Annotated in this window: 22 protein-coding genes, 1 tRNA gene and 1 pseudogene; 12 read left to right on the forward strand and 12 right to left on the reverse strand. The window is 72.3% G+C overall.

Features of this window, described 5'->3' with window-relative positions:
* Positions 1 to 45: 45 nt before the first annotated feature.
* Positions 46 to 567 carry a MarR family winged helix-turn-helix transcriptional regulator gene (locus tag MID12_RS19070; RefSeq protein WP_263169080.1) on the reverse strand — a complete coding sequence of 174 codons (522 nt, stop codon included), beginning with the start codon at positions 565 to 567 and terminating at the stop codon, positions 46 to 48.
* A gap of 151 nt (positions 568 to 718) precedes the next feature.
* Between MID12_RS19070 and MID12_RS19075 the strand changes: the two genes are divergently transcribed.
* Positions 719 to 1,519: a dioxygenase gene (locus tag MID12_RS19075; RefSeq protein WP_263169084.1), complete on the forward strand. Its 801-nt coding sequence runs from the start codon at positions 719 to 721 to the stop codon at positions 1,517 to 1,519.
* Between the two features lie 51 nt (positions 1,520 to 1,570).
* On the opposite strand, the gene MID12_RS19080 is transcribed toward MID12_RS19075, so the two are convergent.
* Complete coding sequence (locus MID12_RS19080) at positions 1,571 to 2,167, reverse strand: GNAT family N-acetyltransferase (RefSeq protein WP_263169087.1); 597 nt, start codon at positions 2,165 to 2,167, stop codon at positions 1,571 to 1,573.
* Between the two features lie 129 nt (positions 2,168 to 2,296).
* Between MID12_RS19080 and MID12_RS19085 the strand changes: the two genes are divergently transcribed.
* Positions 2,297 to 3,325: an RNA polymerase sigma factor RpoD/SigA gene (locus tag MID12_RS19085; RefSeq protein WP_263169090.1), complete on the forward strand. Its 1,029-nt coding sequence runs from the start codon at positions 2,297 to 2,299 to the stop codon at positions 3,323 to 3,325.
* A gap of 102 nt (positions 3,326 to 3,427) precedes the next feature.
* Here MID12_RS19085 and MID12_RS19090 read toward each other — a convergent pair whose 3' ends face one another.
* The 3 genes from MID12_RS19090 to MID12_RS19100 form a co-directional block, all read right to left on the reverse strand.
* Complete coding sequence (locus tag MID12_RS19090; RefSeq protein WP_040252395.1) at positions 3,428 to 4,204, reverse strand: DUF6227 family protein; 777 nt, start codon at positions 4,202 to 4,204, stop codon at positions 3,428 to 3,430.
* Positions 4,205 to 4,387: 183 nt separating this feature from the next.
* On the reverse strand, positions 4,388 to 5,563 hold the full coding sequence (locus MID12_RS19095; protein WP_263173269.1) for an Ig-like domain-containing protein: 1,176 nt from the start codon (positions 5,561 to 5,563) through the stop codon (positions 4,388 to 4,390).
* Between the two features lie 509 nt (positions 5,564 to 6,072).
* On the reverse strand, positions 6,073 to 7,164 hold the full coding sequence (locus tag MID12_RS19100) for a P1 family peptidase (RefSeq protein ID WP_263169095.1): 1,092 nt from the start codon (positions 7,162 to 7,164) through the stop codon (positions 6,073 to 6,075).
* Between the two features lie 79 nt (positions 7,165 to 7,243).
* Here MID12_RS19100 and MID12_RS19105 point away from each other — a divergent pair, with 79 nt between their 5' ends.
* The gene (locus tag MID12_RS19105) at positions 7,244 to 7,426 is read left to right on the forward strand and encodes a hypothetical protein (protein WP_263169098.1); all 183 of its coding nucleotides are present in this window, start codon (positions 7,244 to 7,246) and stop codon (positions 7,424 to 7,426) included.
* A gap of 50 nt (positions 7,427 to 7,476) precedes the next feature.
* Here the strand turns inward: MID12_RS19105 and MID12_RS19110 are convergent, their stop codons facing one another.
* The gene (locus MID12_RS19110; protein WP_411577072.1) at positions 7,477 to 7,947 is read right to left on the reverse strand and encodes an MscL family protein; all 471 of its coding nucleotides are present in this window, start codon (positions 7,945 to 7,947) and stop codon (positions 7,477 to 7,479) included.
* Positions 7,948 to 8,175: 228 nt separating this feature from the next.
* A complete protein-coding gene (locus tag MID12_RS19115; protein WP_263169105.1) occupies positions 8,176 to 8,445 on the reverse strand; it encodes a hypothetical protein in 270 nt (89 codons plus the stop codon).
* A gap of 169 nt (positions 8,446 to 8,614) precedes the next feature.
* On the opposite strand from MID12_RS19115, the gene MID12_RS19120 reads away from it, so the two are divergent.
* Complete coding sequence (locus tag MID12_RS19120; protein ID WP_263169109.1) at positions 8,615 to 9,004, forward strand: hypothetical protein; 390 nt, start codon at positions 8,615 to 8,617, stop codon at positions 9,002 to 9,004.
* Positions 9,005 to 9,131: 127 nt separating this feature from the next.
* Here MID12_RS19120 and MID12_RS19125 read toward each other — a convergent pair whose 3' ends face one another.
* The 4 genes from MID12_RS19125 to MID12_RS19140 all read right to left on the reverse strand — a co-directional run bounded on the left by MID12_RS19125 (position 9,132) and on the right by MID12_RS19140 (position 13,655).
* Positions 9,132 to 10,028 (reverse strand): S-methyl-5'-thioadenosine phosphorylase, encoded by an 897-nt coding sequence (locus MID12_RS19125; RefSeq protein ID WP_078845099.1) that lies wholly within the window; start codon positions 10,026 to 10,028, stop codon positions 9,132 to 9,134.
* A gap of 71 nt (positions 10,029 to 10,099) precedes the next feature.
* The gene (locus tag MID12_RS19130; RefSeq protein ID WP_040252403.1) at positions 10,100 to 10,459 is read right to left on the reverse strand and encodes an FmdB family zinc ribbon protein; all 360 of its coding nucleotides are present in this window, start codon (positions 10,457 to 10,459) and stop codon (positions 10,100 to 10,102) included.
* Between the two features lie 67 nt (positions 10,460 to 10,526).
* Complete coding sequence (locus MID12_RS19135; protein WP_263169116.1) at positions 10,527 to 11,807, reverse strand: MFS transporter; 1,281 nt, start codon at positions 11,805 to 11,807, stop codon at positions 10,527 to 10,529.
* Between the two features lie 285 nt (positions 11,808 to 12,092).
* Positions 12,093 to 13,655 (reverse strand): potassium/proton antiporter, encoded by a 1,563-nt coding sequence (locus MID12_RS19140; RefSeq protein WP_040252407.1) that lies wholly within the window; start codon positions 13,653 to 13,655, stop codon positions 12,093 to 12,095.
* A 233-nt stretch (positions 13,656 to 13,888) separates the two neighbouring features.
* Here MID12_RS19140 and MID12_RS19145 point away from each other — a divergent pair, with 233 nt between their 5' ends.
* A complete protein-coding gene (locus MID12_RS19145; RefSeq protein WP_263169118.1) occupies positions 13,889 to 16,642 on the forward strand; it encodes a penicillin acylase family protein in 2,754 nt (917 codons plus the stop codon).
* 29 nt (positions 16,643 to 16,671) lie between these two features.
* On the opposite strand, the gene MID12_RS19150 is transcribed toward MID12_RS19145, so the two are convergent.
* On the reverse strand, positions 16,672 to 17,289 hold the full coding sequence (locus MID12_RS19150) for a 5-formyltetrahydrofolate cyclo-ligase (RefSeq protein ID WP_040252411.1): 618 nt from the start codon (positions 17,287 to 17,289) through the stop codon (positions 16,672 to 16,674).
* Positions 17,290 to 17,383: 94 nt separating this feature from the next.
* On the opposite strand from MID12_RS19150, the gene galU reads away from it, so the two are divergent.
* The 7 genes and pseudogenes from galU (at position 17,384) to MID12_RS19185 (ending at position 23,448) form a co-directional block, all read left to right on the forward strand.
* Entirely contained in the window at positions 17,384 to 18,289 is a 906-nt protein-coding gene (gene galU / locus MID12_RS19155; protein WP_040252413.1) for a UTP--glucose-1-phosphate uridylyltransferase GalU, read from the forward strand.
* A complete protein-coding gene (glp, locus tag MID12_RS19160) occupies positions 18,171 to 19,619 on the forward strand; it encodes a gephyrin-like molybdotransferase Glp (RefSeq protein ID WP_121791823.1) in 1,449 nt (482 codons plus the stop codon). Before galU ends, glp begins: the two co-directional genes overlap by 119 nt.
* A 115-nt stretch (positions 19,620 to 19,734) precedes the next feature.
* Positions 19,735 to 20,250: a cyclic pyranopterin monophosphate synthase MoaC gene (gene moaC / locus MID12_RS19165; RefSeq protein ID WP_040252417.1), complete on the forward strand. Its 516-nt coding sequence runs from the start codon at positions 19,735 to 19,737 to the stop codon at positions 20,248 to 20,250.
* A gap of 122 nt (positions 20,251 to 20,372) precedes the next feature.
* Positions 20,373 to 20,945 carry a molybdenum cofactor biosynthesis protein B gene (locus MID12_RS19170; protein ID WP_263173273.1) on the forward strand — a complete coding sequence of 191 codons (573 nt, stop codon included), beginning with the start codon at positions 20,373 to 20,375 and terminating at the stop codon, positions 20,943 to 20,945.
* Positions 20,942 to 21,568, forward strand: a pseudogene (locus MID12_RS19175) (GNAT family N-acetyltransferase); the annotation flags it as partial. The gene MID12_RS19170 and the pseudogene MID12_RS19175, both read left to right, overlap by 4 nt.
* Positions 21,569 to 22,037: 469 nt before the next feature.
* A complete protein-coding gene (gene glpR / locus MID12_RS19180; RefSeq protein WP_263169125.1) occupies positions 22,038 to 23,258 on the forward strand; it encodes a gephyrin-like molybdotransferase receptor GlpR in 1,221 nt (406 codons plus the stop codon).
* Positions 23,259 to 23,374: 116 nt separating this feature from the next.
* Positions 23,375 to 23,448, forward strand: a tRNA-Ala gene (locus tag MID12_RS19185).
* Positions 23,449 to 23,880 lie beyond the last annotated feature (432 nt).

Raw genomic sequence — 23,880 nt, forward strand, 5'->3', positions numbered from 1 at the left:
CGGCGCCCTCGCGCGGTAGGTCCCTCGCGCGGTGTGCGGCGCGGGTCAGCGGAGCCAGGGCAGGTCCGCGTCCGCCTCGTCCGGCTGGAGTCCCTCGGCGATGATCTCCATGATCTCGCCGAGGGACTTCTGCTGTTCGGGGCTGAGCCGGTCGAAGAGCGCCTGCCGTACGGCGCCCACATGCCCGGGGGCGGACCGGCGCAGCACCTCCTGGCCGTCCTCGCTCAGCACCGCGAACTGCCCGCGCTTGTCGGAGGGGCAGTCCTCCCGGACCATCCAGCCGCGCTGCTCCAGCCGGGCCGCGGCGTGCGAGAGCCGGGAACGGGTGATCTTGAGATTCTTCGCCAGCTGGGTCATCCGCAGCCGCCGCCGGGGGGCCTGGGAGAGGTGCACGAGTATCGCGTAGTAGAGGTGCGGCATCCCGGCGTCGCGTTGGAGCTGCCGGTCGAGATGGTCCTCCAGGAGGGTCGTGGCCTGCAGATACGTGAGCCAGAGGTGCCGTTCGGAGTCGTCGAGCCAGCGCGGCTCGGGTCCGGGTGCGGGTGCCGGTGCGGATGCGGGGTCCATGGGCACCACTGTACGAAATGGTTTATTGAACTTTGTACTGAATGTGCGTACCGCAGGAAAGTCATTGCTTGAGAGTTAAACTATCAACGTGTCGGGCCGGGTGTGATGGCCGAGTGCGGCGATCGAGGCCGAAGACTGCGGAGGGTGCGCCATGGTGGCAGTGGGAAGTCCGGCCGGTACGGCGGAGCGGATGCCGGCGCTCTACCTCAGCCATGGCGCGCCGCCGCTCGCCGACGATCCGCTGTGGCCCGGCCAGCTCGCCGACTGGGCGGCGCGGCTGCCGCGCCCGAAGGCGATCCTGATGGTCTCGGCGCACTGGGAGGAGTCCCCGCTCGCCCTCGGCACCACCGAGGCCCGCCCGCTCGTCTACGACTTCACCGGCTTCGCCCCGCACTACTACCGGGTCCGCTACGAGGCACCGGGTGCGCCTCGACTCGCTGCCTCGGTACGGGCCTTGCTCGGCGGAAGAGGCACCCCCGTACAGGACGTGCCGGAGCGCGGCCTCGACCACGGCGCCTATGTCCCGCTGGTCGAGATGTATCCGGACGCCGACATCCCCGTGCTCCAGATCTCGCTGCCCACCCTGGAGCCGGGGCGGCTGATGGAGATCGGCCGGCGGCTCGCCCCGCTGCGCGAGGAGGGCGTCCTGCTGGTCGGCAGCGGCTTCTTCACCCACAACCTCGCCGCGCTGCGGCACCGGGGGACCCCTTCCTGGTCCACGGAGTTCGACGACTGGGGCCACCGCGCGCTCGCGGCGGCTGACGTGGACGCGCTCCTCGACTTCCGGCACACCGCCCCCGCCGGGCAGCTCGCGCATCCGCGTACCGAGCACTTCGCGCCGCTGTTCGTGACGCTGGGCGCGGCGGAGGCCTTCGGTGAACTCGGCTCCCAGCGCAGCGTGATCGACGGATTCTGGCTGGGGCTCGCCAAGCGGTCGGTGCAGTTCGGGTAGCGGCGCGCAGTGAGCGGCGGGTAGCGGCGCGCGGTGCGTGGCGGCTGCCGGTCAGGCGCCGCCCAGCTCCTTCTCGTACCAGTCCACGTCCCACCAGGCGCCGAATTTGCGGCCCACCTCGCGATAGGTGCCGAGGTGGCGGAAGCCGAAGCGCCGGTGCAGGCGCAGCGAGGCGGTGTTGCTGCCCTCGCCTCCGGCGGGCCGTGACGCGGAGGCGACCGCCGCGTACGCGCGGTGTACGTCCTCACCCTCCAGGGCGGCGAACAGCGCCTCGTACAGGCGGCTTCCGAGGCCGCGGCCGCCCGCCCCGGGGGCCAGGTAGACGCTCACCTCCACCGAGGTCGCGTAGGCGGGCCGGGAGCGGTAGGCACTCGATGTGGCGTAACCGAGAATGCGCGGCGCCTCTTCGGGGCAGGCGACCGGTGCGCCGGACAGGGGTGCCGGGCCGGGCTCCTGGGCGACCAGGAGGCGGTGCGGGCCGTCCTGCGGGTGGGAGAGCAGCCAGTCGCGCCGCTCACCAGGGGTGAAGACCCGGGTGTCGAAGGTGACGGCGGTCTCCCGTACGTAGTGGTTGTAGATGTCGGTGAGCGTCGGCAGATCGGCCTCGACTCCCGCTCTGACCTGCACCTGTGAGGGGTTGAGTGCCATCTGCCCTCCCTTTCGGCCGGACAGGGTACTGCAAGATCATCAAATCGAGGGGGTGTCTGGGGAATTCTGTCCTGATTCCAGTCGTTGTTTCCATCAGACAGCTGACCACACCAGAGCAAGGGAGCACGCATGGCAACCCGTGCCGTCGCCCGTCGTCAGTCCGCTGCCGGGACCTCGTCCCGGGCAGAGGCCGACACGGCACACAGTGTTCGCGCCGCAGGCGGCGAGATCGCCGACCGCGACCTGGTCGGCATGTACCTCGACGAGATCGCGCGGACCCCGCTGCTCGACGCCGCCAGAGAGGTCGAGCTGTCCCAGATCATCGAGGCGGGTGTCTTCGCACAGCAGATACTCGACGGCGAGGTCGACGCCAAGAGCGCGGGCCGGGGCAAGAAGTCCGCCTCCCACGAGGAGCTCGAGGCGCTCGTCGCCGAGGGCGAGCGGGCCAAGGACGTCTTCATCCGCTCCAACCTCCGCCTGGTCGTCGCCGTCGCCCGGCGCTATCCGCGCAGCGGCCTGCCCCTGCTCGACCTGATCCAGGAGGGCAACGCCGGCCTGGTGCGCGCCGTCGAGAAGTTCGACTACCGCAAGGGCTTCAAGTTCTCCACGTACGCGACCTGGTGGATCCGCCAGGCCATCACCCGCTCCATCGCGGACCAGTCGCGGACCATCCGGCTGCCCGTCCACCTGGTGGAGGAGCTGGGCCGGATCCGCAGGGTGCAGCGGGAGTTCAACCGCGAGCAGGGCCGGGAGCCGGAGCCCGCGGAGATCGCGGCGGAGCTGGGCTCCACGCCCGAGCGCGTCACCGATGTGCTCGACTGGGCGCGCGACCCGGTCTCGCTCAACATGTCCGTGGACGACGACGGCGAGACCCAGTTCGGCGACCTCCTGGAGGACACCTCCGCGGTCTCCCCGGAGACCTCCGTGATGACCCTGCTGCGCAGCGAGGAGCTGGACGACCTCATCGGCCGGCTCGACCAGCGCACGGCGTCCATCATCAAGATGCGGTACGGAATCGAGGACGGCCGCGAGCGCACCCTCACCGAGGTCGGCAAGCAGCACGGCCTCACCCGGGAGCGCATCCGCCAGATCGAGAAGCACGCACTGCTCGAACTCAAGAAGCTGGCGCGCGACACCGGCTTCGACGCGGCGGCCTGACCGCCCCCGGCGGCCGCCACCACAGACGAGCCCCGGCGCCTACTCCCCCCCCCCGGGCGTCGGGGCTCCCTCCTGCCCCGGCCTGCCGGGGCGGCCGGGAGTTCAGCGCACCCGGGAGGCCCGGCGCCGCATGGCCTCGGCCGCGGCGCGGGCGCTGAGGTAGACCTCGCACATATGGCGGCCGTCCTCGGTCGCGGTGTGCTCGACCTCCCAGAGGCTGACCTCGCTGCCGTCGCACAGCAGGAAGGCGTGCTCGTAGAGCGAGAAGCTGCGCCCCGCCTTCTCGTTGGCGGGCAGGGACCGGCCGAAGCTCTGGGTGATCCGGTGGCCGCAGGCCATGCTCAGCAGCCGGGCGGTGGCGGGACCGGGGCGGTCCTGGTTCTCCGCGCGGCGCAGTAAGCGGCGCGCGTGGTCGGGGGAGTTGTCCAGCGCGTACGTCGGCCGGGGCCCCGGGATCGCGGGCAAGGCGCCCTCGGGCTGCGGCAGTTCGAAGTACGGCATGCCCGGAGTCGGTGCCAGCCGGGCCTGGGCCGTCCGCCACTCCTCGGGATCGGTGTACAGCTCGCAGTGCGCGGACCCGCCGAGGACGCCCGGCGGCAGGGTGTGGTGGCTCAGCTCCCACAGGGTCAGGGTGCCGCCGTCGGCGAGCAGCCAGGTGTGCCGGTAGGTCTCGTGGTGCAGGCTCGCGCTGTGGTACGCGGACTGCAGCGCGCTGTCGTGGGCGAGCGCACCCTCGACGCTGCGCACTGTCTCCTCGGGCAGTTCGAAGGAGTTCAGGGCGCGCGCGAGCAGTCGCGCCAACTGCTCCTGCGGAGTGCAGGGACTGGGCGCCTGGGGTGGTTCGTCCGCTGCCTCATCGGGCCCGTACGGAACGCTCAAGGTCTCTCCCGGCGTTGCTGCATGTCACCTCGTGGGTGCATACCGTAGCCCCTCGAAAGGCGCCGTGCCAGGGCTGTGGGAAAAGAACAGCCACCGGCGAAAAACCGCCGCCCCGCCCGCCCCGCCTGAGCGGGCCGGACGGGGCGGGCGCACCTTCCTGAACAGGCGGTTCGCCGAGGCGGCTCAGTCGGTGGCGCTGCCCGCCACCCACTCGCTCCAGCTCATGTTCCAGCCGTTGAGGCCGTTTTCGGGGGCCACGGTCTTGTCCGGGGAGTTCCGCACCGTCACCACGTCGCCGACGAGCGACTGGTCGAAGAACCACTTGCCGTCCGTCGCCGCGCCGCCGCCCCGCGCGTCCCGCAGCCCCACGCAGCCGTGGCTGGTGCCCTGGCTGCCGAACGGCGGATTGCCCTGGTTGTACCAGTAGTTGCCGTGGATGAAGGTGCCGCTCGTCGACAGGCGCATCGCGTGCGGCACATCCGGGATGTCGTACTCCCCGCCGAAGCCCACCGAGGAGCCGTCCATCCGCGTCTTCTCGAACTTCTCCGATATCACCATCTGGCCGTTGTACGTGGGGTTCTGGGCGCTGCCCGAGGAGATCGGCACCTTCTTCAGGACCTGGCCGTCCCGCACCACCGTCATGGTCTGGGTCCTCACGTCGACCGTGGAGACCTGCGAGCGCCCGATGGTGAAGGTGACCGTCTTGTCCTGCACGCCGTACAGGCCGTTCGCGCCCTTCACGCCGTCCAGGCTGATGCGCATCGTCACCTCGGAGCCCGACTTCCAGAACTTCTCGGGGCGGAAGTCGAGGCGCTGGGCGCCGAACCAGTGGCCCACCACCTTCTGCCCGCTGCTGGCGGTGACCCTGATGTGCTTCTGGACGTCCTCGCGTTCGGTGATCGCCTTGTCGAAGGTGAAGGAGACCGGCATGCCGACGCCGACCTTCGCCCCGCCGTCCGGGGTGTAGCTGCCGATGAAGCTGTTCGCCGAGGACACCGTGGTGAAGATCGCGTTGGCGGCGGCGGGTTCGCCGTCGGAGCCCTTCGCGTTCGCGGAGATCTTGTACTTGGTGCCCCGCTCCAACTGCTCGGCGGGCTTCCAGGCGGCGCCGTCCCCGGTGATCCTGCCCGGCACCTCGGTACCCCCGGCCACCTCGGTCATGGTGACCTCGGTCAGCTTGCCGGCCTCGACCTCGACCCCGGTCGCGTTGATGGAGGCGCCGGTCGAACCGTCCTTCGCCGAGATGGTGATCCGCGCGTGCCCGGACTCCTCGCCGCCCTTGCCGTTGTCGCCCTTCGCACCGCCCTCGCAGGCGGTCAGCGCGAGGGCCCCGGCCGCGAGCACGGCGCAGGCCGCCATGGAGCGGCGCGCGGCACGCCCCCGGCGTCCGGCCCCGGCGGCGCGCGCACCGCGGTCCAGGGGGGTCGGGGTCTGCGGTCGACCGCTGCTGTCCGGCGTGATCACGGGTGGCTCCCTGTGGTTCATGTGGCGCGTGCTCCCAGCCGGGTACGCGCCTTCGGCGTCCCTGTGAGTTGTACGCGTGTCTGCTGTCCGAGTCGCTCCGCTGCGGGTCCGCGCGCTCGCGCATTCCCCCGTGTGGCTTCGCTGCCCAGCCTTCTGTTCGATAGGAGCCCGAAGACGGCCGAAAGGTTCCGCCCGGAATCGACCCGTACGTCACAGCCCTGTGACAGGTGTCGCGAGCACGTGACGGGGCGGGAGCGGGGGCGGGTTCGGGCTCGGGGCGGCAGCGGGTTCAGGCGCGGTCGGCGGTGGGTGCGGGCCCGCGGCGGCGAGGAGTTCGGGCGCGGGTCGGGTGCGGGGCTGGGCGGTCGGGAGATCCGCGGCTTCTCGTCGTGGGGGAGGGGGAGTCAGCGGTCGGCGCCGTACAACTCGCCGTAGGAGAGGTAGGTTCCCGCGGAGGTCTCGACCGACTCGGCGGTGCGCAGGGCGTGCACGAGCGCGCGCGTCACCATGTCCGCTCCCGCGGCGAGGACTTCGTTGAGCGCCAGCGGATCCTCGTCCGGCAGCGGCCGCGCGCCCGTCGCGAGGGCGAAGACCGTGTCGCCGTCGTTGAGCAGATGCACGGGACGCACGGCGCGCGCGATGCCGTCATGCGCGGTGCCGGCCGCCTTCTGCGCCTGCGCGCGGCTCAGCCGGGCATCCGTGGCGACCACGGCGAGCGTGGTGTTCAGCGGGGGACTGCTGTTCCGGGCGGCGGCCTCGGCCAGCCTCCGCCGCGCCGCCTCGTGCACCTCGCCGGGCGGCGGGCTCACCCGGCCCTGGAAGAACTCCCCGTACAGCACACCGGTTTCCGGATCGAGTGCCGAGCCCGCGGCGTTCGCCACCACCAGCGCCGCCACCGTGACCCCGCTCGGCAGTACGCAACTGGCCGTACCGACACCGCCCTTGAGCTGTCCCACCACCGCGCCGGTACCCGCGCCCACCGCACCCGCCGCCACCGGTGCGCCCGGCGCGGAGGCCGCGGCCGCCTCCACCGCGGCCCGGCCGGTCGCGGCGTCCGGACGGGCCCGGAAGTCGCCGCCCCGGCCCAGGTCGAAGACACAGGCCGCCGGGACCACGGGAACGACGTGCGCCGGATCGGGGCCCACCCGGACGCCCCGGTGCTGCTCCTCCAGCCAGGCCATCACGCCGCTCGCCGCGTCGAGGCCGTACGCGCTGCCGCCGGTGAGGACCACGGCGTCGATGCGCTGCACGACATTGCGGGGGTCGAGGGCGTCGGTCTCCTTGGTGCCGGGGCCGCCGCCGCGGACGTCGACCGCCGCGGTCATTCCGCCGTGGGGAGCGAGGACGACCGTGGTGCCGGTGAGAGCCGAGGCGCCGCGCAGGGTCGCGTGGCCCACGCGCAGGCCCGGCACGTCGGTCAGGGCGTCGGCGGGGCGGGGCGGGGTGGCGCGGGGGCCGGGGTGCCGGGGGTCGGAGGGCTGGGGGGCTCCTGTCATGGGGCATGGGTATCACGCGGGCCGGCGGCGGCAGGGCGCTGATGGCCGTGCGGGGGCGGACCGGACGTACCCTGGAGGCATGAGTGCCGCCCCCGCCCCCGAACCGCGTGATCCGCAGGACGCGCTGGTCTTCGACGATCCGCTGACCCGGCAGTCCTCGGACGATACGGACCAGGGGTGGGGCGAGCGGCCCTCGGGCGGCGGCAGCAGCGCCGCCGATCTGGCCCGCTTCCTCGACGAGAAGCCGCCGCACCACCTCTGAGGGGGCACCCCTCCCGAGGGGCGCGGGGCTTCGCGCCGGGGAGGTGAGCGTCAGACCGGGTCGGTACCGGGCCCCGGGTTCGGGCCGGGCGGAGTGGAACCGGGAGCCGTGCCGCCCTCGCCGCGCTGGGCGACCAGTGCGTCGCGGATCTCCTTGAGCACCTCCAGCTCGCTGACCTCCAGGGTCTCCTGGACGCCTTCCTTCTCCGCCTTGCGGGCCGCCTGCCGGGCCAGGTACTTCGCCATCGGCATGACCATCAGGAAGTAGACGACGGCCGCGGTGATCACGAAGCTCAGCGTGGAGCTGAGGACGGAGCCCCAGAGGATCTGGATGCCGTCGACCGTCCCGTCCTTGCGGGTCTCGCAGGAGCCCTTCAGGCAGGAGCTGTACTTCTCCAGGTCCGAGGTGCCGAAGGCACCGACCAGCGGGTTGATGACACCCTTCACCACGGCGTTCACGATGTTCGTGAACGCGGCGCCGATGACGACCGCCACCGCGAGATCGATGACATTCCCGCGCATCAGGAAGGCCTTGAAGCCCTCCCAGATGCCCGGCCCGTTGTTCTGACTCACTTCGGGGCCCTTCTTCTGCTGTGTGCGCTTCTGCTGAGTACGAATCTGCTGTGTCCGGGTGGGGACAAGCGGAACGGCAACTTACGCGGGCGCTCCGCCAACCGGACCAATGTGCACCTCTGGATAACACGAGAGGGTGGCTTTGCGGCAAACTTCCTCTCACATGGTTGACACGTGTCACCACAGAGTCACGGCCAGTTCCGAACGAGTCCCGGCGCCCGCCAGCTCGGCCGCCGTTTGCCGCGGCACAGACAGCACCACCAGGGCGCCCCCGGGCTCCTCGACGCCCGCCGCGCCGCCACCGGACGCGCCGTCCGGGTCCCGCCAGACCCGGGCCCCGGAGACCAGTACCCGCGCCTCGCCCTCCCGGTCCGCGGCGATGACATCGACCCGGTCGCCGCGCCGCAGCAGCCGCACCGTCTCCGGATCGCCCAGGCGCACCGGCACGCGGACGTACGCACCGCCCGGATGGCCACGCCCAGGCGGCTGCCCGCGCCCCCGCCCAGGCCCGCCGCCCGTGCCCGCACGCGGGGCCGCGCCGCCTTCACCCCCGCTCACCGGACCGCCCCGAGCCCCGCCGGAACCTCCCCCCGAACTCCCCTGCGAGGAGCAGCTGTTGGCCACCAGCGCCGCCGCGGCCAGGGCGAGCCCCGCCGCCAGTGCCGCTCTGCGCTTCTGCCGCACCGGACCGGGGACCCGGAGCCTCCCGCCGCGAACCCGCAGCGGAGCGAACGGCGGCACGGCACTGGTGGGCGGCACGGCGCCGGACGCGGGCGTGCTGCCGTACGCCGACGAGCGCGTCGAAGAGCGCGCGATGTCCGAGGAAGAGGAAGAAGAGGAAGGGGAGAAGGAACCGGACGAAGGAGAAGAGAGGGAGGAAGGAGAAGAGGGAGAGGAAGCAGGGGAGGGAGCAGAAGAAGGGAAGAACTGGGACATGGGGAACCGCCGCTCGCCGGAAGGGATTGCCTGGGTCCCCACCTTGCGGCAGATCGTCCGAACCCGCTGAGGCCTGTGGACAACCCCGCGGATGTGGACAACTCCCTCACCCGAAGGGGCAGTTCCGCCACCCTCCCCTCAGGGCTTCAGGGCTTCAGGGCCTCAGGGCTTCAAGGCCTCAAGGGCCCCACGTCCCCTCAAGGCAACGCGATCCCCGTCTCCCACCCTCCGAGCGCCCCCGCGCACAGGCAGGCGCGGTCCTCGGTGGCGGGCAGGGCGGCCACGGCGTCGAAGAGGACCTCGCGGAGGCGGTCGACATTGGCGGCGAAGACGCGCATGACCTCGGCGTGGGAGACGCCCTCGCCGGTCTCGGCGCCCGCGTCCAGGTCGGTGACCAGGGTCAACGAGGTGTAGCAGAGCTCCAGTTCGCGGGCGAGGGCGGCTTCGGGGTGGCCGGTCATGCCGACCACGGACCAGCCCTGGGCGGCATGCCACCGGGACTCGGCGCGGGTGGAGAAGCGCGGGCCCTCCACGACGACCAGGGTGCCGCCGTCCACCGCCTCCCAGCCGCGGCCCTGCGCGGCCACCAGCGCGGCCTTGCGGCCGTCGGGGCAGTAGGGGTCGGCGAGCGAGACGTGCACCACGTTGGGGGTGCTCCCGTCGGCGCGCGGGACGCCGTCGAAGTAGGACTGCGCCCGCGCCTTCGTACGGTCCACGAACTGGTCCGGTACGAGCAGCGTCCCCACGCCGTACTCCGGGCGGAGGCCGCCCACCGCGCAGGGGCCGAGGACCTGGCGCACCCCGAGGCTGCGCAGGGCCCAGAGGTTGGCGCGGTAGTTGATGCGGTGCGGGGGGAGGTGGTGGCCGCGGCCGTGGCGGGGCAGGAAGGCGACCCGGCGACCGGAGATCTCGCCGAGGAAGAGGGAGTCGCTGGGCGGACCGTAGGGGGTGTCCACCTGGACCTCGGTCACGTCCTCGAGGAAGGAGTAGAAGCCGGAGCCGCCGATGACGCCGATCTCGGCCCGCTCCGGCTGCCGGGCGGCAGGGGAGGAGGGGGCCGAGGTCGTCGCGTCTGTGTTCGCCTTGTTCGCCATGCCCCGCAGATTAGCGGGGCCGGCCGCGGTTCAGCAGGGCCGGGCGGTGCCGCCGCGGAGGGGCGACGGGGTCAGGCGGCGCCCGCGGTGGAGGTGCTGCTGCTGGAGCTCGCGCCCGAGGTGCTCGTGGAGCCGCTGCCCGAGGAACCGCCCGAGGAGCCCGACGAGGAGGAACCGCTCGACGCGGCGGAGTCCGAGGACTTGGCGCCGCTCTCCGCGGCGGGCTTCGACGCCGGGGAACTGCTCGACGAGGAGCCGCGGCTGTCGTTCCGGTAGAAACCGGAGCCCTTGAAGACGATGCCGACCGCGGAGAACACCTTCTTCAGGCGTCCCTGGCAGCTCGGGCACTCGGTGAGGGCGTCGTCGGTGAACTTCTGCACCGCCTCGAGGCCCTCGCCGCACTCGGTGCACTGGTACTGGTAGGTCGGCACGTGCTTCCTCCTGGCACTCTCACTCAATGAGTGCTAACGACAGTCCATAGTGACGTATTCCGAGGGATCAGTCCACTGCCACGGGCACGGGGTGAGGGATCCCACGCGCGGCGGTGCGCGCGGCCGGGAGCGGGACCAGGTGTGCGCGCAGGCCGAGCAGCACGCTCAGGGCGAGCAGGGTGCCGCCGAGCGGGACCAGGAAGCCGGTGCCCTGGCCGAGGCGGTCCTCCAGGAGTCCGGCCACCGTCACCGCGGCGGCCTGGCCGAGGGCGACCGCCCCGGTCAGCCAGGTGAAAGCCTCGGTGCGGGCGGCGCCGGGGACGAGCCGCTCGACCAGGGTGTAGCCGGTGATGATCGAGGGCGCGATGCATACCCCGACGAGGAGGCCGAGCCCGGCGAGGACCGGCGCCGAGTGCGCGGCCCACAGTCCGGAGGCGGCGAGGGCGAGCGCCGCGTAGCCGGTGAGCAGCCGGTGCCGGGGCGCCCGCTTCCAGGCGATCGCCCCGCAGGCCAGTCCGGAGAGCATGTTGCCCGCGGCGAAGATCCCGTAGAGGACGCCGTTCAGGCCGGGTTCGCCGATCGACTCGGTGAAGGCGGCGAGGGAGACCTGCATACCGCCGAAGACGGTGCCGATGCCGAGGAAGGCGGCCACCAGGGCGCGTACCCCGGGGGTCCGCAGCGCCGAGACGTGCCGGTCCTGGGGTTCCTGGGCGGTCTTCGCGCGGTCCCCGGCGGGGCGGGGCTCGGTGCCGCGCTGGGCGGCGAAGAGCAGGCCGCCGAGGAGGGTCAGGCCCGCCTCGGCGAGCAGTCCGGCGGCCGGGTCGACCGCGGTGCACAGGGCGGTGGCGAGCAAGGGGCCGAGGACGAAGGTGAGTTCGTCGGTGACCGATTCGAAGGCGGTCGCGGTCGGCAGCAGCGGGGAGTCGCGCAGGGTCCGGGCCCAGCGGGCGCGCACCATGGGGCCGATCTGCGGGACCGAGGCGCCGGTGGGCACCGCCGCGGCGAACAGGGCCCAGGCGGGGGCGTGGGCGAGCGCGAGCAGAGTGAGCGCGAGGGCGGAGGCGGTGTGCAGGGCCACCCCGGGCAGCAGGACGCGGCGCTGGCCGAGCCGGTCGGCGAGCCGCCCGCCGAGCGGGGCGCACAGGGCCATCGCGACCCCGGTGACGGCGGCCACGGCGCCCGCGGTCCCGTAGGAGCCGGTGGTGTGCCGCACCAGCAGGACGATCGAGAGGGTCAGCATCGCGAAGGGCTGGCGGGCGGCGAAGCCGGGGAGCAGGAATGTCCAGGCGCCGGGGGTGCGCAGCAGGGGCCCGTATCCGGGACGGGCGGAGGTGACCGTGGTTGCCACGGCCGTGCCTTTCTGCCGCCTGGTAGCGCGCCGGTGCGCGCCGAGAGCTGTCCTCTTGCGCGGATCTGCGGTAGTTACCGGGGTCCGCTCGGGGGTGCCGGACACCGCCCAGGACGCCGCGGCCGCCATACGGTCGCGCCAGCTCTGCGTCAGGCAGAGGTGGTGACGATCAAGTGCGCGTCCATCTTACAAGCGGTTCACAGGGGTTTTACCCGCCGAGCGGCGAAGGTGACGAAGACGACGGTGGCGGCCGGTTTCTCCCGGGCCCGGCGGCGGGGCCCCGGTTCACCGGCCGCCGGGGTCCTTGCTGTCGCCGCCGTCCGTGCCGAGCCATCCGGCGAGCTTGCCGCCGCGGCCGACCGCGCGCAGCCGGCGTTCGGCGGCGTCGCGGACCGGGTCGGTGGCGACGACGAGGAGTTCGTCGCCGTGGCGCAGCATGGTCGTCGGGGTGGGCACGAAGGAGCTGCCGTCGCGGACGACCAGGGTGACCGCGGCCCCGGCGGGCAGCCGCAGTTCGCCGATCTCCACGCCGTGCATCCGGGAGCTCTCGGGCACCGCCACGGACAGCAGGTGGCCGCGCAGCCGCTCCAGCGGGGCGGATTCGATGCCGAGGTCGGAGGCGGCGTCCTGGGTGCCGAGGCCGAGGCGGCGGGCGACCCAGGGCAGGGTCGGGCCCTGGATGAGGGTGTAGACGACGACCAGGACGAAGACGATGTTGAAGATGCGGGTGCTGTCCTCGACGCCGCCGACCATCGGGATGGTGGCCAGGATGATGGGGACGGCGCCGCGCAGTCCGGCCCAGGAGAGCAGTGCTTTCTCCTGCCAGGGCATCTTGAACGGCAGCAGGCTCAGCATCACTTCGACCGGGCGGGCGATCATGGTCAGGATCAGCCCGATGACGAGCGCGGGCCAGATGTCGTCCGCCATCTCGTGCGGGGTGACGAGCAGGCCGAGCAGGACGAACATGCCGATCTGGGCGATCCAGCCGAGGCCCTCGGCGAAGCCGCGGGTGGCCGGGAAGTGCGGCAGGCGGGCGTTGCCGAGGATCACCGAGGCCAGGTAGACCGCGAGGAAGCCGCTGCCGTGGGCGAGCGCCCCGGCCGCGTAGGCGGTCACCGCGATGGCCATCACGGCGATGGGGTAGAGGCCGGAGGCGGGCAGGGCGACATGGCGCAGGCCGTAGGCGCCGAGCCAGCCGACGGCGAGGCCGATCGCGGCGCCGATCGCCAGCTCCAGGGTGATCTCGCCGAGCAGGGTGTACCAGTGCTCTATCGGTCCCGAGTGCGAGAAGGCGACGACGAGGATGACCACGGGGGCGTCGTTGAAGCCGGACTCGGCCTCCAGGATGCCGGTGATCCGGGAGGGCAGCGGGACCTTGCGCAGCACGGAGAAGACGGCCGCCGCGTCGGTGGAGGAGACCACGGCGCCGATGATCAGCGCCGGGCGCCATTCCAGGCCGACCAGATAGTGCGCTCCTGCCGCCGTGACACCCACGCTCACGGCGACTCCCGCGAGCGAAAGCATCACGGCGGCGGGCAACGCGGGCTTGATTTCACGCCATTTGGTGCCGAGACCGCCCTCGGCCAGGATCACCACAAGGGCGGCATATCCGATGACTTGGGTCAACTCGGCGTTGTTGAAGTCGATGTTGCCGATGCCGTCCTGCCCCATCAGCACGCCGATGCCGAGGTAGACGAGCAGGCTGGGCAGCCCGCTGCGGGAGGAGAGCCGTACCGCCGTGACGGCGAAGAGCAGCACCAGGGAGCAGACGAGCAGGATTTCGTTGAGCTCGTGGACAGTCAGGGGCCGGTCCCTTTCTGTTGTCTTGTCCGGACATGTGCCCGGCAGCGGGGGCCTGTTACTTCGTTACCTTACCTAATCATTGACGCTTTCTTGACGGGCTTCGGCTCTGAGCGAACAACCGGGCGCGATCCGCTGGCAGATACCGCGTCCTGGGCTCTTCAACTGTGCGCCTATGGTTGCTCCAGCGCTCTTCAGGCCGCCGCGAACCGAGCCCCCTCGGTTGTGCGAGCCGGCCGTCTCGACAGCTCGCCGCTTCGCGAAGGACAGCAAGGACAGCGATGCCTGCACACACCAACGCCTCTTCCGGTCGCCAGTCCGGCAAGAAGAAGGGGCGCCGCGCGCGGCTCCTCGTGATCGTCCTGGTCCTGGCCCTGGTCGCGGGCATCGGCTACGGGGCCTACTGGAGCGTGGACGCCGTGCGTGCCTCGCTGCCCCAGACCAAGGGCTCCCTCCAACTCAAGGGCCTGGCGGGCCCGGTGGACGTACGGCGCGACGGGCACGGCATCCCGCAGGTCTACGCCTCCTCCGACGAGGACCTGTTCATGGCCCAGGGCTTCGTCCAGGCCCAGGACCGCTTCTGGGAGATGGACGTGCGCCGGCACACCACCTCCGGCCGCCTCTCGGAGATGTTCGGCAAGGGCCAGGTCAAGACCGACGAGTTCCTGCGCACCCTCGGCTGGCACCGCATCGCGCAGCAGGAGTACGACACCAAGCTCTCGGCCTCCACCAAGAAGTACCTCCAGGCCTACGCGAAGGGCGTCAACGCCTACCTCGACGGCAAGGGCGGCAAGGAACTCTCCCTGGAGTACGCCGCCTTGGGCTTCGCCCACGAGTACACCCCGAAGAAGTGGACCCCGGTGGACTCGGTCGCCTGGCTGAAGGCGATGGCCTGGGACCTGCGGGCCAATATGCAGGACGAGATCGACCGCGCCCTGATGACCAGCCGCCTCGGCCCCGGCCAGATCAAGGACCTCTACCCGCCCTACCCGTACAAGGAGCACAAGCCCGTCGTCCGCGAGGGCGGTTACCACGAGCTCACCAAGAGCTACGAGCCCCGCGAGCCCGCGTCCTCCGGCGGCTCCGGCGGGACCGGCGGCGCCGCGGGCAGCGGGCTCGCGGGCGGCACCACGGCACCCGGCGGACTCACCGGCCAGCTCTCGCGGCTGTCCGACGCCCTCGACGAGGTCCCCGCGGTCTTCGGCCCGAACGGCAACGGCATCGGCTCCAACTCCTGGGTGGTGGGCGGCAAGCACACCATCACCGGCAAGCCGCTGCTCGCCAACGACCCGCACCTGGCGCCCACCCTGCCCTCGGTCTGGTACCAGATGGGGCTGCACTGCCGGGGCATCTCCGAGAACTGCCAGTACGACGTCTCCGGCTACACCTTCGCGGGCATGCCCGGCGTGGTCGTCGGCCACAACCAGAAGATCTCCTGGGGCGTGACCAATCTCGGCGCCGATGTCAGCGACCTGTACCTGGAGAAGTTCAGCGGCGACGGCTACACCTACGACGGCAAGACGCGCCCGTTCACCACCCGCAAGGAGACCATCGAGGTCGCCGACGGCCCCGACAAGACCATCACGGTGCGCGAGACCGACAACGGCCCGCTGATCTCCGACCGCAGCGACGAGCTGCGCGAGGTCGGCAGAAAGGCCGATGTGGACGCGGCCGCCCCCGACCGCGGCGCGGGCTACGGCATCTCCCTGAAGTGGACCGCGCTCAGCCCCGGCCGCACCATGGACGCCGTCTTCGCCTTCGACAAGGCGCAGAGCTGGCAGGAGTTCCGCAGCGCGGCCAAGCTCTTCGAGGTGCCCTCGCAGAACCTCGTCTACGCCGACACCGAGGGCAACATCGGCTACCAGGCGCCCGGCCGCATCCCGGTGCGCGCCAAGGGCGACGGCTCGCTGCCCGCGCCCGGCTGGGATCCGGACTACCGCTGGGACCGCTGGATCCAACAGGACGAGCTGCCCTGGGAGTTCAACCCCGAGCGCGGCTACATCGTGGCCGCCAACCAGGCCGTCGTCGACGAGAAGTACCCGTACACGCTGACCACCGACTGGGGCTACGGCACCCGCAGCCAGCGCATCGACGACCTGATCCGGCAGAAGACCAGGAACGGCGGCAAGATCTCCACCGAGGACATGCGCCTCATGCAGACGGACAACAGCAGCGAGATCGCCAAGCTGCTCACCCCCGAGCTGCTGAAGATCGACATCTCCGACTCCTATGTCCGCCAGGCGCAGAAGCTCCTGGAGGGCTGGGACTACACCCAGGACCCGGACTCGGGCGCGGCCGCCTACTTCAACGCGGTCTGGCGCAACATCCTCAAGCTCGCCTTCGGCAACAAGCTCCCGAAGGAGGTCCGCGTCGAGGGCCAGTGCCTGAGCGTGGAGCCCGCGGACAACACCGGTCCCGCCGACGAGGACCGCCTGGTGCGCGAGTGCGGCGAGCGGGACGACACCTCCGCCCAGCCGGACGGCGGCGACCGCTGGTCCGAGGTGGTGCGGCGGCTGTTCGACGACGAGAAGAACGACTGGTGGAAGACGCCCGCCAGCCGTACCGACAAGGCCACCGAGACCCGCGACCAGCTCTTCGCCCGGGCCATGGAGGACGCCCGCTGGGACCTGACGGCCAAGCTCGGCAAGGACGTCGACACCTGGAGCTGGGGCCGCCTGCACAAGCTGGAGCTGAAGAACCAGACCCTCGGCAAGGAGGGCCCCGGCCTGGTCAAGTTCCTGCTGAACCGCGGCCCTTGGGACCTCGGCGGCGGCGAGGCCGCGGTCAACGCCACCGGCTGGAACGCCGCGAACGGCTACGGCGTGGTCTGGGTGCCCTCGATGCGGATGGTGGTCAACCTCGACGACCTCGACAAGTCGAAGTGGATCAACCTCACCGGTGCCTCCGGGCACGCCTACAGCGACCACTACACGGACCAGACCGACGCCTGGGCCAAGGGCGAGCTGTTCACCTGGGAGTTCTCGGAGCGCGCGGTGAAGAAGGCGACCCAGGACACCCTCGTCCTCAAACCCTGAGGGGCAACACCCGCCGGGGCCGGGGGAGTTCAGGTAGCGAAGCGGTGCACCGCCGCCGGGGTCAGGGCGGCGTGCACCGGCCGGTCGTGCGGCTCGTGGGGCAGCGCCTCGACGACCTCGCCCTCGTAGAGCAGGACCACCAGGGCGGGGTCCGCGCCCGCACGGGCGAGCCGGGCGAGGACCCGGTCGTAGCTGCCGCCGCCGCGGCCCAGGCGGACGCCGGTGCGGTCCACGGCCAGGCCCGGCAGCAGGACGGTGTCCGCGGCGAGCACCGCCTCGGTGCCGAGCGGGGGCCCGGCCGGTTCGCGCAGCGCCATCCGGCCCGGGCGCCGCACCGTGGCCAGCGAGCCGGGGCCGGTGTACTCGCCCCAGGACAGGTCGTCGTCGGCGAGCAGCACCGGCAGCAGCACCCGCGTACCGCGCCGGTGCAGCAGGTCGAGCAGCGCGCCGGTGCCCGGCTCCGTACCCATGGACACGTAGGCGGCCACGGTGGAAACCTGGCAGAGCGCGGGAAGGTCCGCCGCCCGGGCGGCGAACTGCGCGGCCTTTTCCTGTACGTCATCTTCCGTCAACCGGTTTCTCACGGACAGGAACTCTCGCCGCAACATTCGCTTGCCAGAGTCGGTCCCGCGCGGGGCTGCATTCATGGATTGCTCACAAACCTTTCCGAAGGTGGGCATACGCAGCTGAATTAACCGGACCCTCACATTCTGTGTCAGGGCAGCGGTTAAGGTGGCGGACATGACTGAGCACCCCCACACCAGGATCACCAAGGCTGTCATTCCGGCGGCGGGACTGGGCACCAGGTTCCTGCCCGCGACCAAGGCAACTCCCAAGGAAATGCTGCCGGTTGTGGACAAGCCGGCTATTCAGTACGTGGTGGAGGAGGCCGTTGCCGCCGGCCTCGACGACGTTCTCATGGTCACCGGACGCAACAAGCGCCCTCTGGAGGACCATTTCGACCGCAATTACGAACTGGAAGAAGCCCTGACAAAGAAGGGCGACCAGACCCGGCTCAGCAGGGTCCAGGAATCCAGCGATCTCGCCACGATGCACTACGTACGCCAGGGCGACCCCCGCGGACTCGGTCATGCCGTCCTGTGCGCCGCCCCCCACGTCGGCCACGAACCCTTCGCCGTCCTGCTCGGCGACGACCTGATCGACCCGCGCGACCCGCTGCTCGCCCGGATGACCGACATCCAGGAGCAGCGCGGCGGCACCGTCGTCGCCCTGATGGAGGTCGACCCCCAGCAGATCCACATGTACGGCTGCGCGGCGGTCGAGGCCACCGAGGAGTCCGACGTGGTCAAGGTGACCGGCCTGGTCGAGAAGCCCGACCCGGCGGACGCGCCGTCCAACTTCGCCATCATCGGCCGCTATGTCCTCGACCCCGCCGTCTTCGACATACTGCGCAAGACCGAGCCCGGCCGCGGCGGCGAGATCCAGCTCACCGACGCCCTCCAGCAGCTCGCCGAGGACGAGAAGGTCGGCGGCCCGGTGCACGGCGTGGTCTTCAAGGGCCGCCGCTATGACACCGGCGACCGGGGAGACTACCTGCGTGCCATTGTCCGCCTCGCGTGCGAACGTGAGGACCTGGGACCGGACTTCAGGACCTGGCTACGCAGGTACGTCACCGAGGAGATGTAACCACTTGAGCAGCACCACGACGCGCCTCGCGGGCCCCGACCACCTCTGGTCGGTCGGCGAGCACCTGGACGACATCCTCGCCACCGTCCGTCCGCTGGAGCCCATCGACCTCCAGCTGCTCGACGCCCAGGGCTGCGTCCTGGTCGAGGACGTCCAGGTCGACGTCTCGCTGCCCCCCTTCGACAACAGCGCGATGGACGGGTACGCGGTACGGGTCACCGACATCTCGGAGGCGGGCCGGGAGTACCCGGCCGCCCTGGAGGTGATCGGCGACGTCGCGGCGGGGCAGGACGCGGAGCTGACCGTGGGCCCCGGGCAGGCCGCCCGGATCATGACCGGGGCCCCGCTGCCGCCCGGCGCCGAGACCGTGGTCCCCGTCGAGTGGACCGACGGCGGGCTCGGCGAGGGCCCCGTCGACTCGATGCCGAGCGGCCCGGCCGCCGGGGGCGCGGACGGCGAGGTCCGCGTCTTCCGCCCGGCCCCCGCGGGCGCCCACGTCCGCAGGGCGGGCAGCGATGTGCGCGCCGGGGAGCGGGCGCTGCGCGCCGGCAGCGTGCTCGGCGCCCCGCAGATCGCCCTGCTCGCCGCGATCGGCACGAAGACCGTCCGGGTCCGCCCCCGCCCGCGCGTCGTGGTGCTCTCCACCGGAAGCGAACTGGTCCAGCCCGGCGTCCCGCTCGGCCCCGGCCAGATCTACGACTCCAACTCCTACGCCCTGACCGCCGCCGCCCGGGAGGCGGGCGCGATCGCCTACCGGGTCGGCGCGGTCGCCGACGACCCCGAGACCCTGCGCGCCACCATCGAGGACCAGCTCATCCGCGCCGATCTCCTGGTCACCACCGGCGGGGTCAGCGTCGGCGCCTACGACGTGGTCAAGGAGGCGCTCTCCTTCACCCGGGACGCCGAGGAGGACGGCAGCGGCGTCGAGTTCCGCCGGCTCGCCATGCAGCCCGGCAAACCGCAGGGCTTCGGCTCCATCGGCCCCGACCACACCCCGCTGCTCGCCCTGCCGGGCAACCCGGTCTCCTCGTACGTCTCCTTCGAACTCTTCGCCAGACCCGCGATCCGCACCCTGATGGGCGTGCAGGACATCCACCGGGAGTCCACCCGGGCCGTGCTGCGCAGCAAGAAGCCGCTCGGTTCGCCGGAGGGCAGGCGGCAGTTCCTGCGCGGCCGCTACGACGCGCGGCGCGGCGAGGTCACGCCCGTCGGCGGCTCCGGTTCGCATCTGGTGGCCGCGCTCGCCAAGGCCGACGCCCTGATCGTGGTCCCGGAGGAGACGACCGGGCTGAAGCCGGGCGCCGAGGTCGAGGTGCTGCTGCTCGGCTGAACCGCCCGCGCGGTGCGGGCCGTGCCGCGCGCGGTACGGTGTCGCGCACACAGGGCCCGCACGCGGCGGTCAGCCACCGGCGGCGGCGCGGCCCGGACCGGGAGCGCCAGGGCACATGACAGCGACGGACCGGGGCAGCGGCCCCGAGCAGCACCGCCTCACCCATCTCGACGAGGCGGGCGCCGCGCACATGGTCGACGTCTCGGAGAAGGACGTCACCGCGCGCACCGCCCGGGCCAGCGGCCGGGTCCTGGTCGCCCCCGCCGTGGTGGCCCTGCTGCGGGGCGAGGGCGTCCCGAAGGGCGACGCGCTCGCCACCGCCCGCATCGCCGGGATCATGGGCGCCAAACGCACCCCCGAGCTCATCCCGCTCTGCCATCCGCTCGCCCTGTCCAAGGTCCGCCTCGACCTCGCGGTCACCGAGGCGGCCGTGGAGATCCGCGCCGAGGTCAGGACCACCGACCGCACCGGCGTCGAGATGGAGGCGCTGACCGCGGTCTCGGTCGCCGCGCTCACCGTCGTCGACATGGTCAAGGCCGTCGACAAGGGCGCCGTCATCACCGACGTACGGGTGGAGGAGAAGACCGGCGGCAAGTCCGGCGACTGGAACCGCCCGGAGGAGCCCCGGTGACCGACCCCACCCCGCAGACGGGCGACCCCACGCCGCCGGTGAGCGACCTCACTCCGCCGGAGGGCGACCGCACCCCGCACGCCACCGGCCCGCACGCCGCGCAGTCCGCCGATCCGCACGCCGTGCGGTCCGCCGACGCCCGTCCGGCCGGTCCGCCCTACCGCGCCCTGGTGGTCACCGCCTCGAACCGGGCGGCCTCCGGGGTGTACGAGGACCGCGGCGGCCCGGTGATCGCCGAGGCGCTGCGCGCGCTCGGCTTCGCGGTGGACGGCCCGCAGGTGGTCCCGGACGGCGACCCGGTCGAGACCGCCCTGCGCGCCGCGGTCGACACCGGCTACGACGTCGTCCTCACCACCGGCGGCACCGGCATCTCGCCCACCGACCGCACCCCCGAGGCCACCCGGAAGGTCCTCGGCGCCCACGGCTGCGAGATCCCCGGCATCCCCGAGGCGATCCGCGCCCACGGCAACCGCAAGGTGCCCACCGCCGCGCTCTCGCGGGGCCTCGCGGGCGTGGCCCGGCGCACCCTGATCGTGAACCTGCCGGGCTCCACCGGCGGCGTACGCGACGGGCTCGCCGTCCTGGAACCCCTGCTGCGGCACGCCGTCGACCAGCTGCGCGGCGGCGACCACGCCCCGTCCACCGGGCCCGCGGCCCCGGTCGCGGACGAGGGCGGGGCGGGGAGGTCACGCTGAACAGCCTCGCCTGGCCCGTCGAGCTGGTCGACGGCGACATCACCCTGCGGCCGATAAGACTGCGGGACCAGCGCGCCTGGCGGGAGGTCAACCGGCGCAACCGCGAATGGCTGCGCCCCTGGGAGGCCACCGTCCCGCCGCCCACCCCGACCGGGCCCGTCGCCCACCGGCCCACCTACCGGCAGATGGTCCGGCACCTGCGCGCCGAGGCGAACGCCGGGCGGATGCTGCCCTTCGTGATCGAGTACCGGGGCGCGCTCGCCGGGCAGTTGACGGTCGCCGGGATCTCCTGGGGGTCGATGTGCTCGGGCCACGTCGGCTACTGGGTGGACCAGTCGGTGGCGGGCCGCGGCGTGATGCCGACCGCGGTCGCCCTCGCCGTGGACCACTGCTTCCGCACCCTCGGCCTGCACCGCATCGAGGTGTGCATCCGCCCCGAGAACCTGCCGAGCCGCCGGGTGGTGGAGAAGCTCGGCTTCCGCGAGGAGGGCCTGCGCCCCCGCTTCCTGCACATCGACGGGGACTGGCGCGACCACCTGGTCTTCGCGCTCACCGCCGAGGAGGCCGCCGAGGGGCTCCTCAACCGCTGGCACCGCACCCGCGGCGCCGCCCCGGGCCAGCGCCCCACCGCGCCCGGTCTCGCGCCGCGCGCCCCGCACGAGCCCCCGCACACCGGCTCGCACCGCGAGGCCCCGCGCCCCGGCACGCACCGGGACACCTGGACGGAGCCGGGCCGCGGTCCGGTCCGCGGCCCCTGGAACGGCCCCGAGGACAGCGGCTGAACGGGCCGCCCCACGCCTCGTACCCCTCCTGCCGGAACGGTTCTCCATGGCCGGAACGCACTCCGGGGCGCCGCGGAGCCGGTGAGCATGCCCCGGGCAACTTCCCCTGCCCGAAAGGGCAGTTCCCCGAAAAGGGAATAGGTGTTCGAATACATGGCCCGGAAAGGTCCCGCTCGGGGCTTTCCTTCCCTTCCGTCGACGGCTGTTGATCACATCGTTCGGAAGAAAACTTGAAAATATCAGCCAGATCGTGCGACACACCGGCCGAATTGGCAGATGGCCTCACGCAATCCCCTCTACCGTGTAGCGGGTGAGCAGCAGCGGCCTCATCTACGCAGTCATTGTCGGGGCCTGGGCCGCCTACCTGGTGCCGATGTGGCTCCGTAGGCAGGACGAGCTCAACGAGGCCCGTCCAACAGAACGTTTCAGCACCGCCATAAGGCTTCTGTCCGGCCGGGCGGGAATGGAACGCCGGTACGCCAAGGACCTGAAGGCGCGGTCGGAGGAGAACCCCGAACCGCCCGCCCTCCCGGGCGATGTCACCGACTCGGTGGACGTCCGGGCCTTCGCCGTGCCCCCGAAGCAGTCCTCCCGCGCCGAGGCGGCCGAGGTCTCCCGCGCGGAGAACCGGCGGTCGGCGGCGCGCGAGGAGGCCCGGGACGCCGCCCCGCGCGAACCCGAGTACGAGAAACGCGAGGCCGCCCGCGAGAGTGCCCCGGCGGGGCGCGCGGTGGAGCGGCGCCCGCGGAGCGCGCAGGAGGCTGCCCGCGCCCGGCGCACCCAGGTCCTCGCGCGCCGTCGGCGCACCACCGTGCTGCTCTTCGTGCTCTTCACCGCCGGTGCGGTGGTGGCCGCGATCGGCGGTCTCGCCTTCCTCTGGGCACCGGTGGCCCCCGCCCTGCTGCTGAGCGTGTACATCGTGTACCTGCGCGTCCAGGAGCGGCGCCGGTTCGCGTACGTCATGGACCGCCGCAGGGCGGAGGAGGCGGCGCAGCGCCTGCGCGAACGGCAGGCCTCCCGGCGCGGCACGGGCGAGCGGCGCGGCGGTGAACTGCCGCCCGGCGCGGGCGAGTCCACCGGTCCCGAGCTGCCCGACCTGGCCGCGGACCGCCGCGCCCTGGTCGAGCAGACCGACCACGCGGAGTGGGTCGACCAGCAGCGCGAGCGCCGCGGCGGCCCGGCCCGGGGCGAGAGCTGGGACCCCGTCCCGGTCCCGCTGCCCACCTATGTCACCGCCCCCGTCGCCCCCCGCGCCACCGGCAGCACCGACCTCGGCGCCCCGGACACCTGGAGCGCGGCCCGCTCCAGCGCGGCCGAGCCGGGCGAGAAGGGCGGGCGCGCCGGATCCACCCCGGCCGGTGCCGCGGAGGGCGAGGCGGACGGCACGGACGCCGCCGGTGCAGCCGAGGCCTCCGGTGAGCGCAGCGACGCCCGCCGCGCCGCCTCGGCCCGCCGGGCCCGGGAACGCGGCCGTACCCCCCTCTTCGACCAGTTCGACGAGGACGGCCGCCCCCGGGCGGCGAACGAGTAGCCGGTGCAGGGCCCGCCACCACGGGCCCCGCACCCGGCCCCTGACCAGCCCGTCAGGCCGCCGGTAACGGATTTCCGAGCACCGCGGCCGGGGTGCTAGAGTCTTCCTCGTTGCAAGGGCCTGTGGCGCAGTCCGGTAGCGCACCTCGTTCGCATCGAGGGGGTCAGGGGTTCGAATCCCCTCAGGTCCACGAAAGCGATGGCGATCTGTATCCACGGAAAGCGTGGATCGGGTCGCTTTCGTTGTTTTTGCGCGGGCTTTCGCCGCGCGGGGCGGGGGCTTCGCCACCCGCACCCCCATCGGGGCGGGTTTCGGCTGGCGGTTGGCTTTCGGGCTTGGGTTGCTGTTGTCGGTCGGCCTTCTTCGTCGGTTGCGGCTGTTGGTTGGGTTTGGGGTCTTACGTGCCCCGGGAAGCGGTCCTCTGCTGGTGCATTCCCTTGAGCTCGGAGTGGGGCTCTGAGTGGGCGTGTGCTGTGTGCGGGAGGCTGGCAAGTCCCGGTGGCGGTGCGGTTGTTGGGGCGGGATGCCTTTGGCCGGAGGAGGCGGTGCCTGCGGCCCTCTTGACCGTGGGCGGTCATCTCCCTGACTGTGTGGTGGCCGGGTCGCTCCCCGTTTCGCGGAG

This window comes from Streptomyces sp. SCSIO ZS0520 (genome assembly GCF_025643355.1).
In the GTDB taxonomy this organism is placed as follows: domain Bacteria; phylum Actinomycetota; class Actinomycetes; order Streptomycetales; family Streptomycetaceae; genus Streptomyces; species Streptomyces physcomitrii.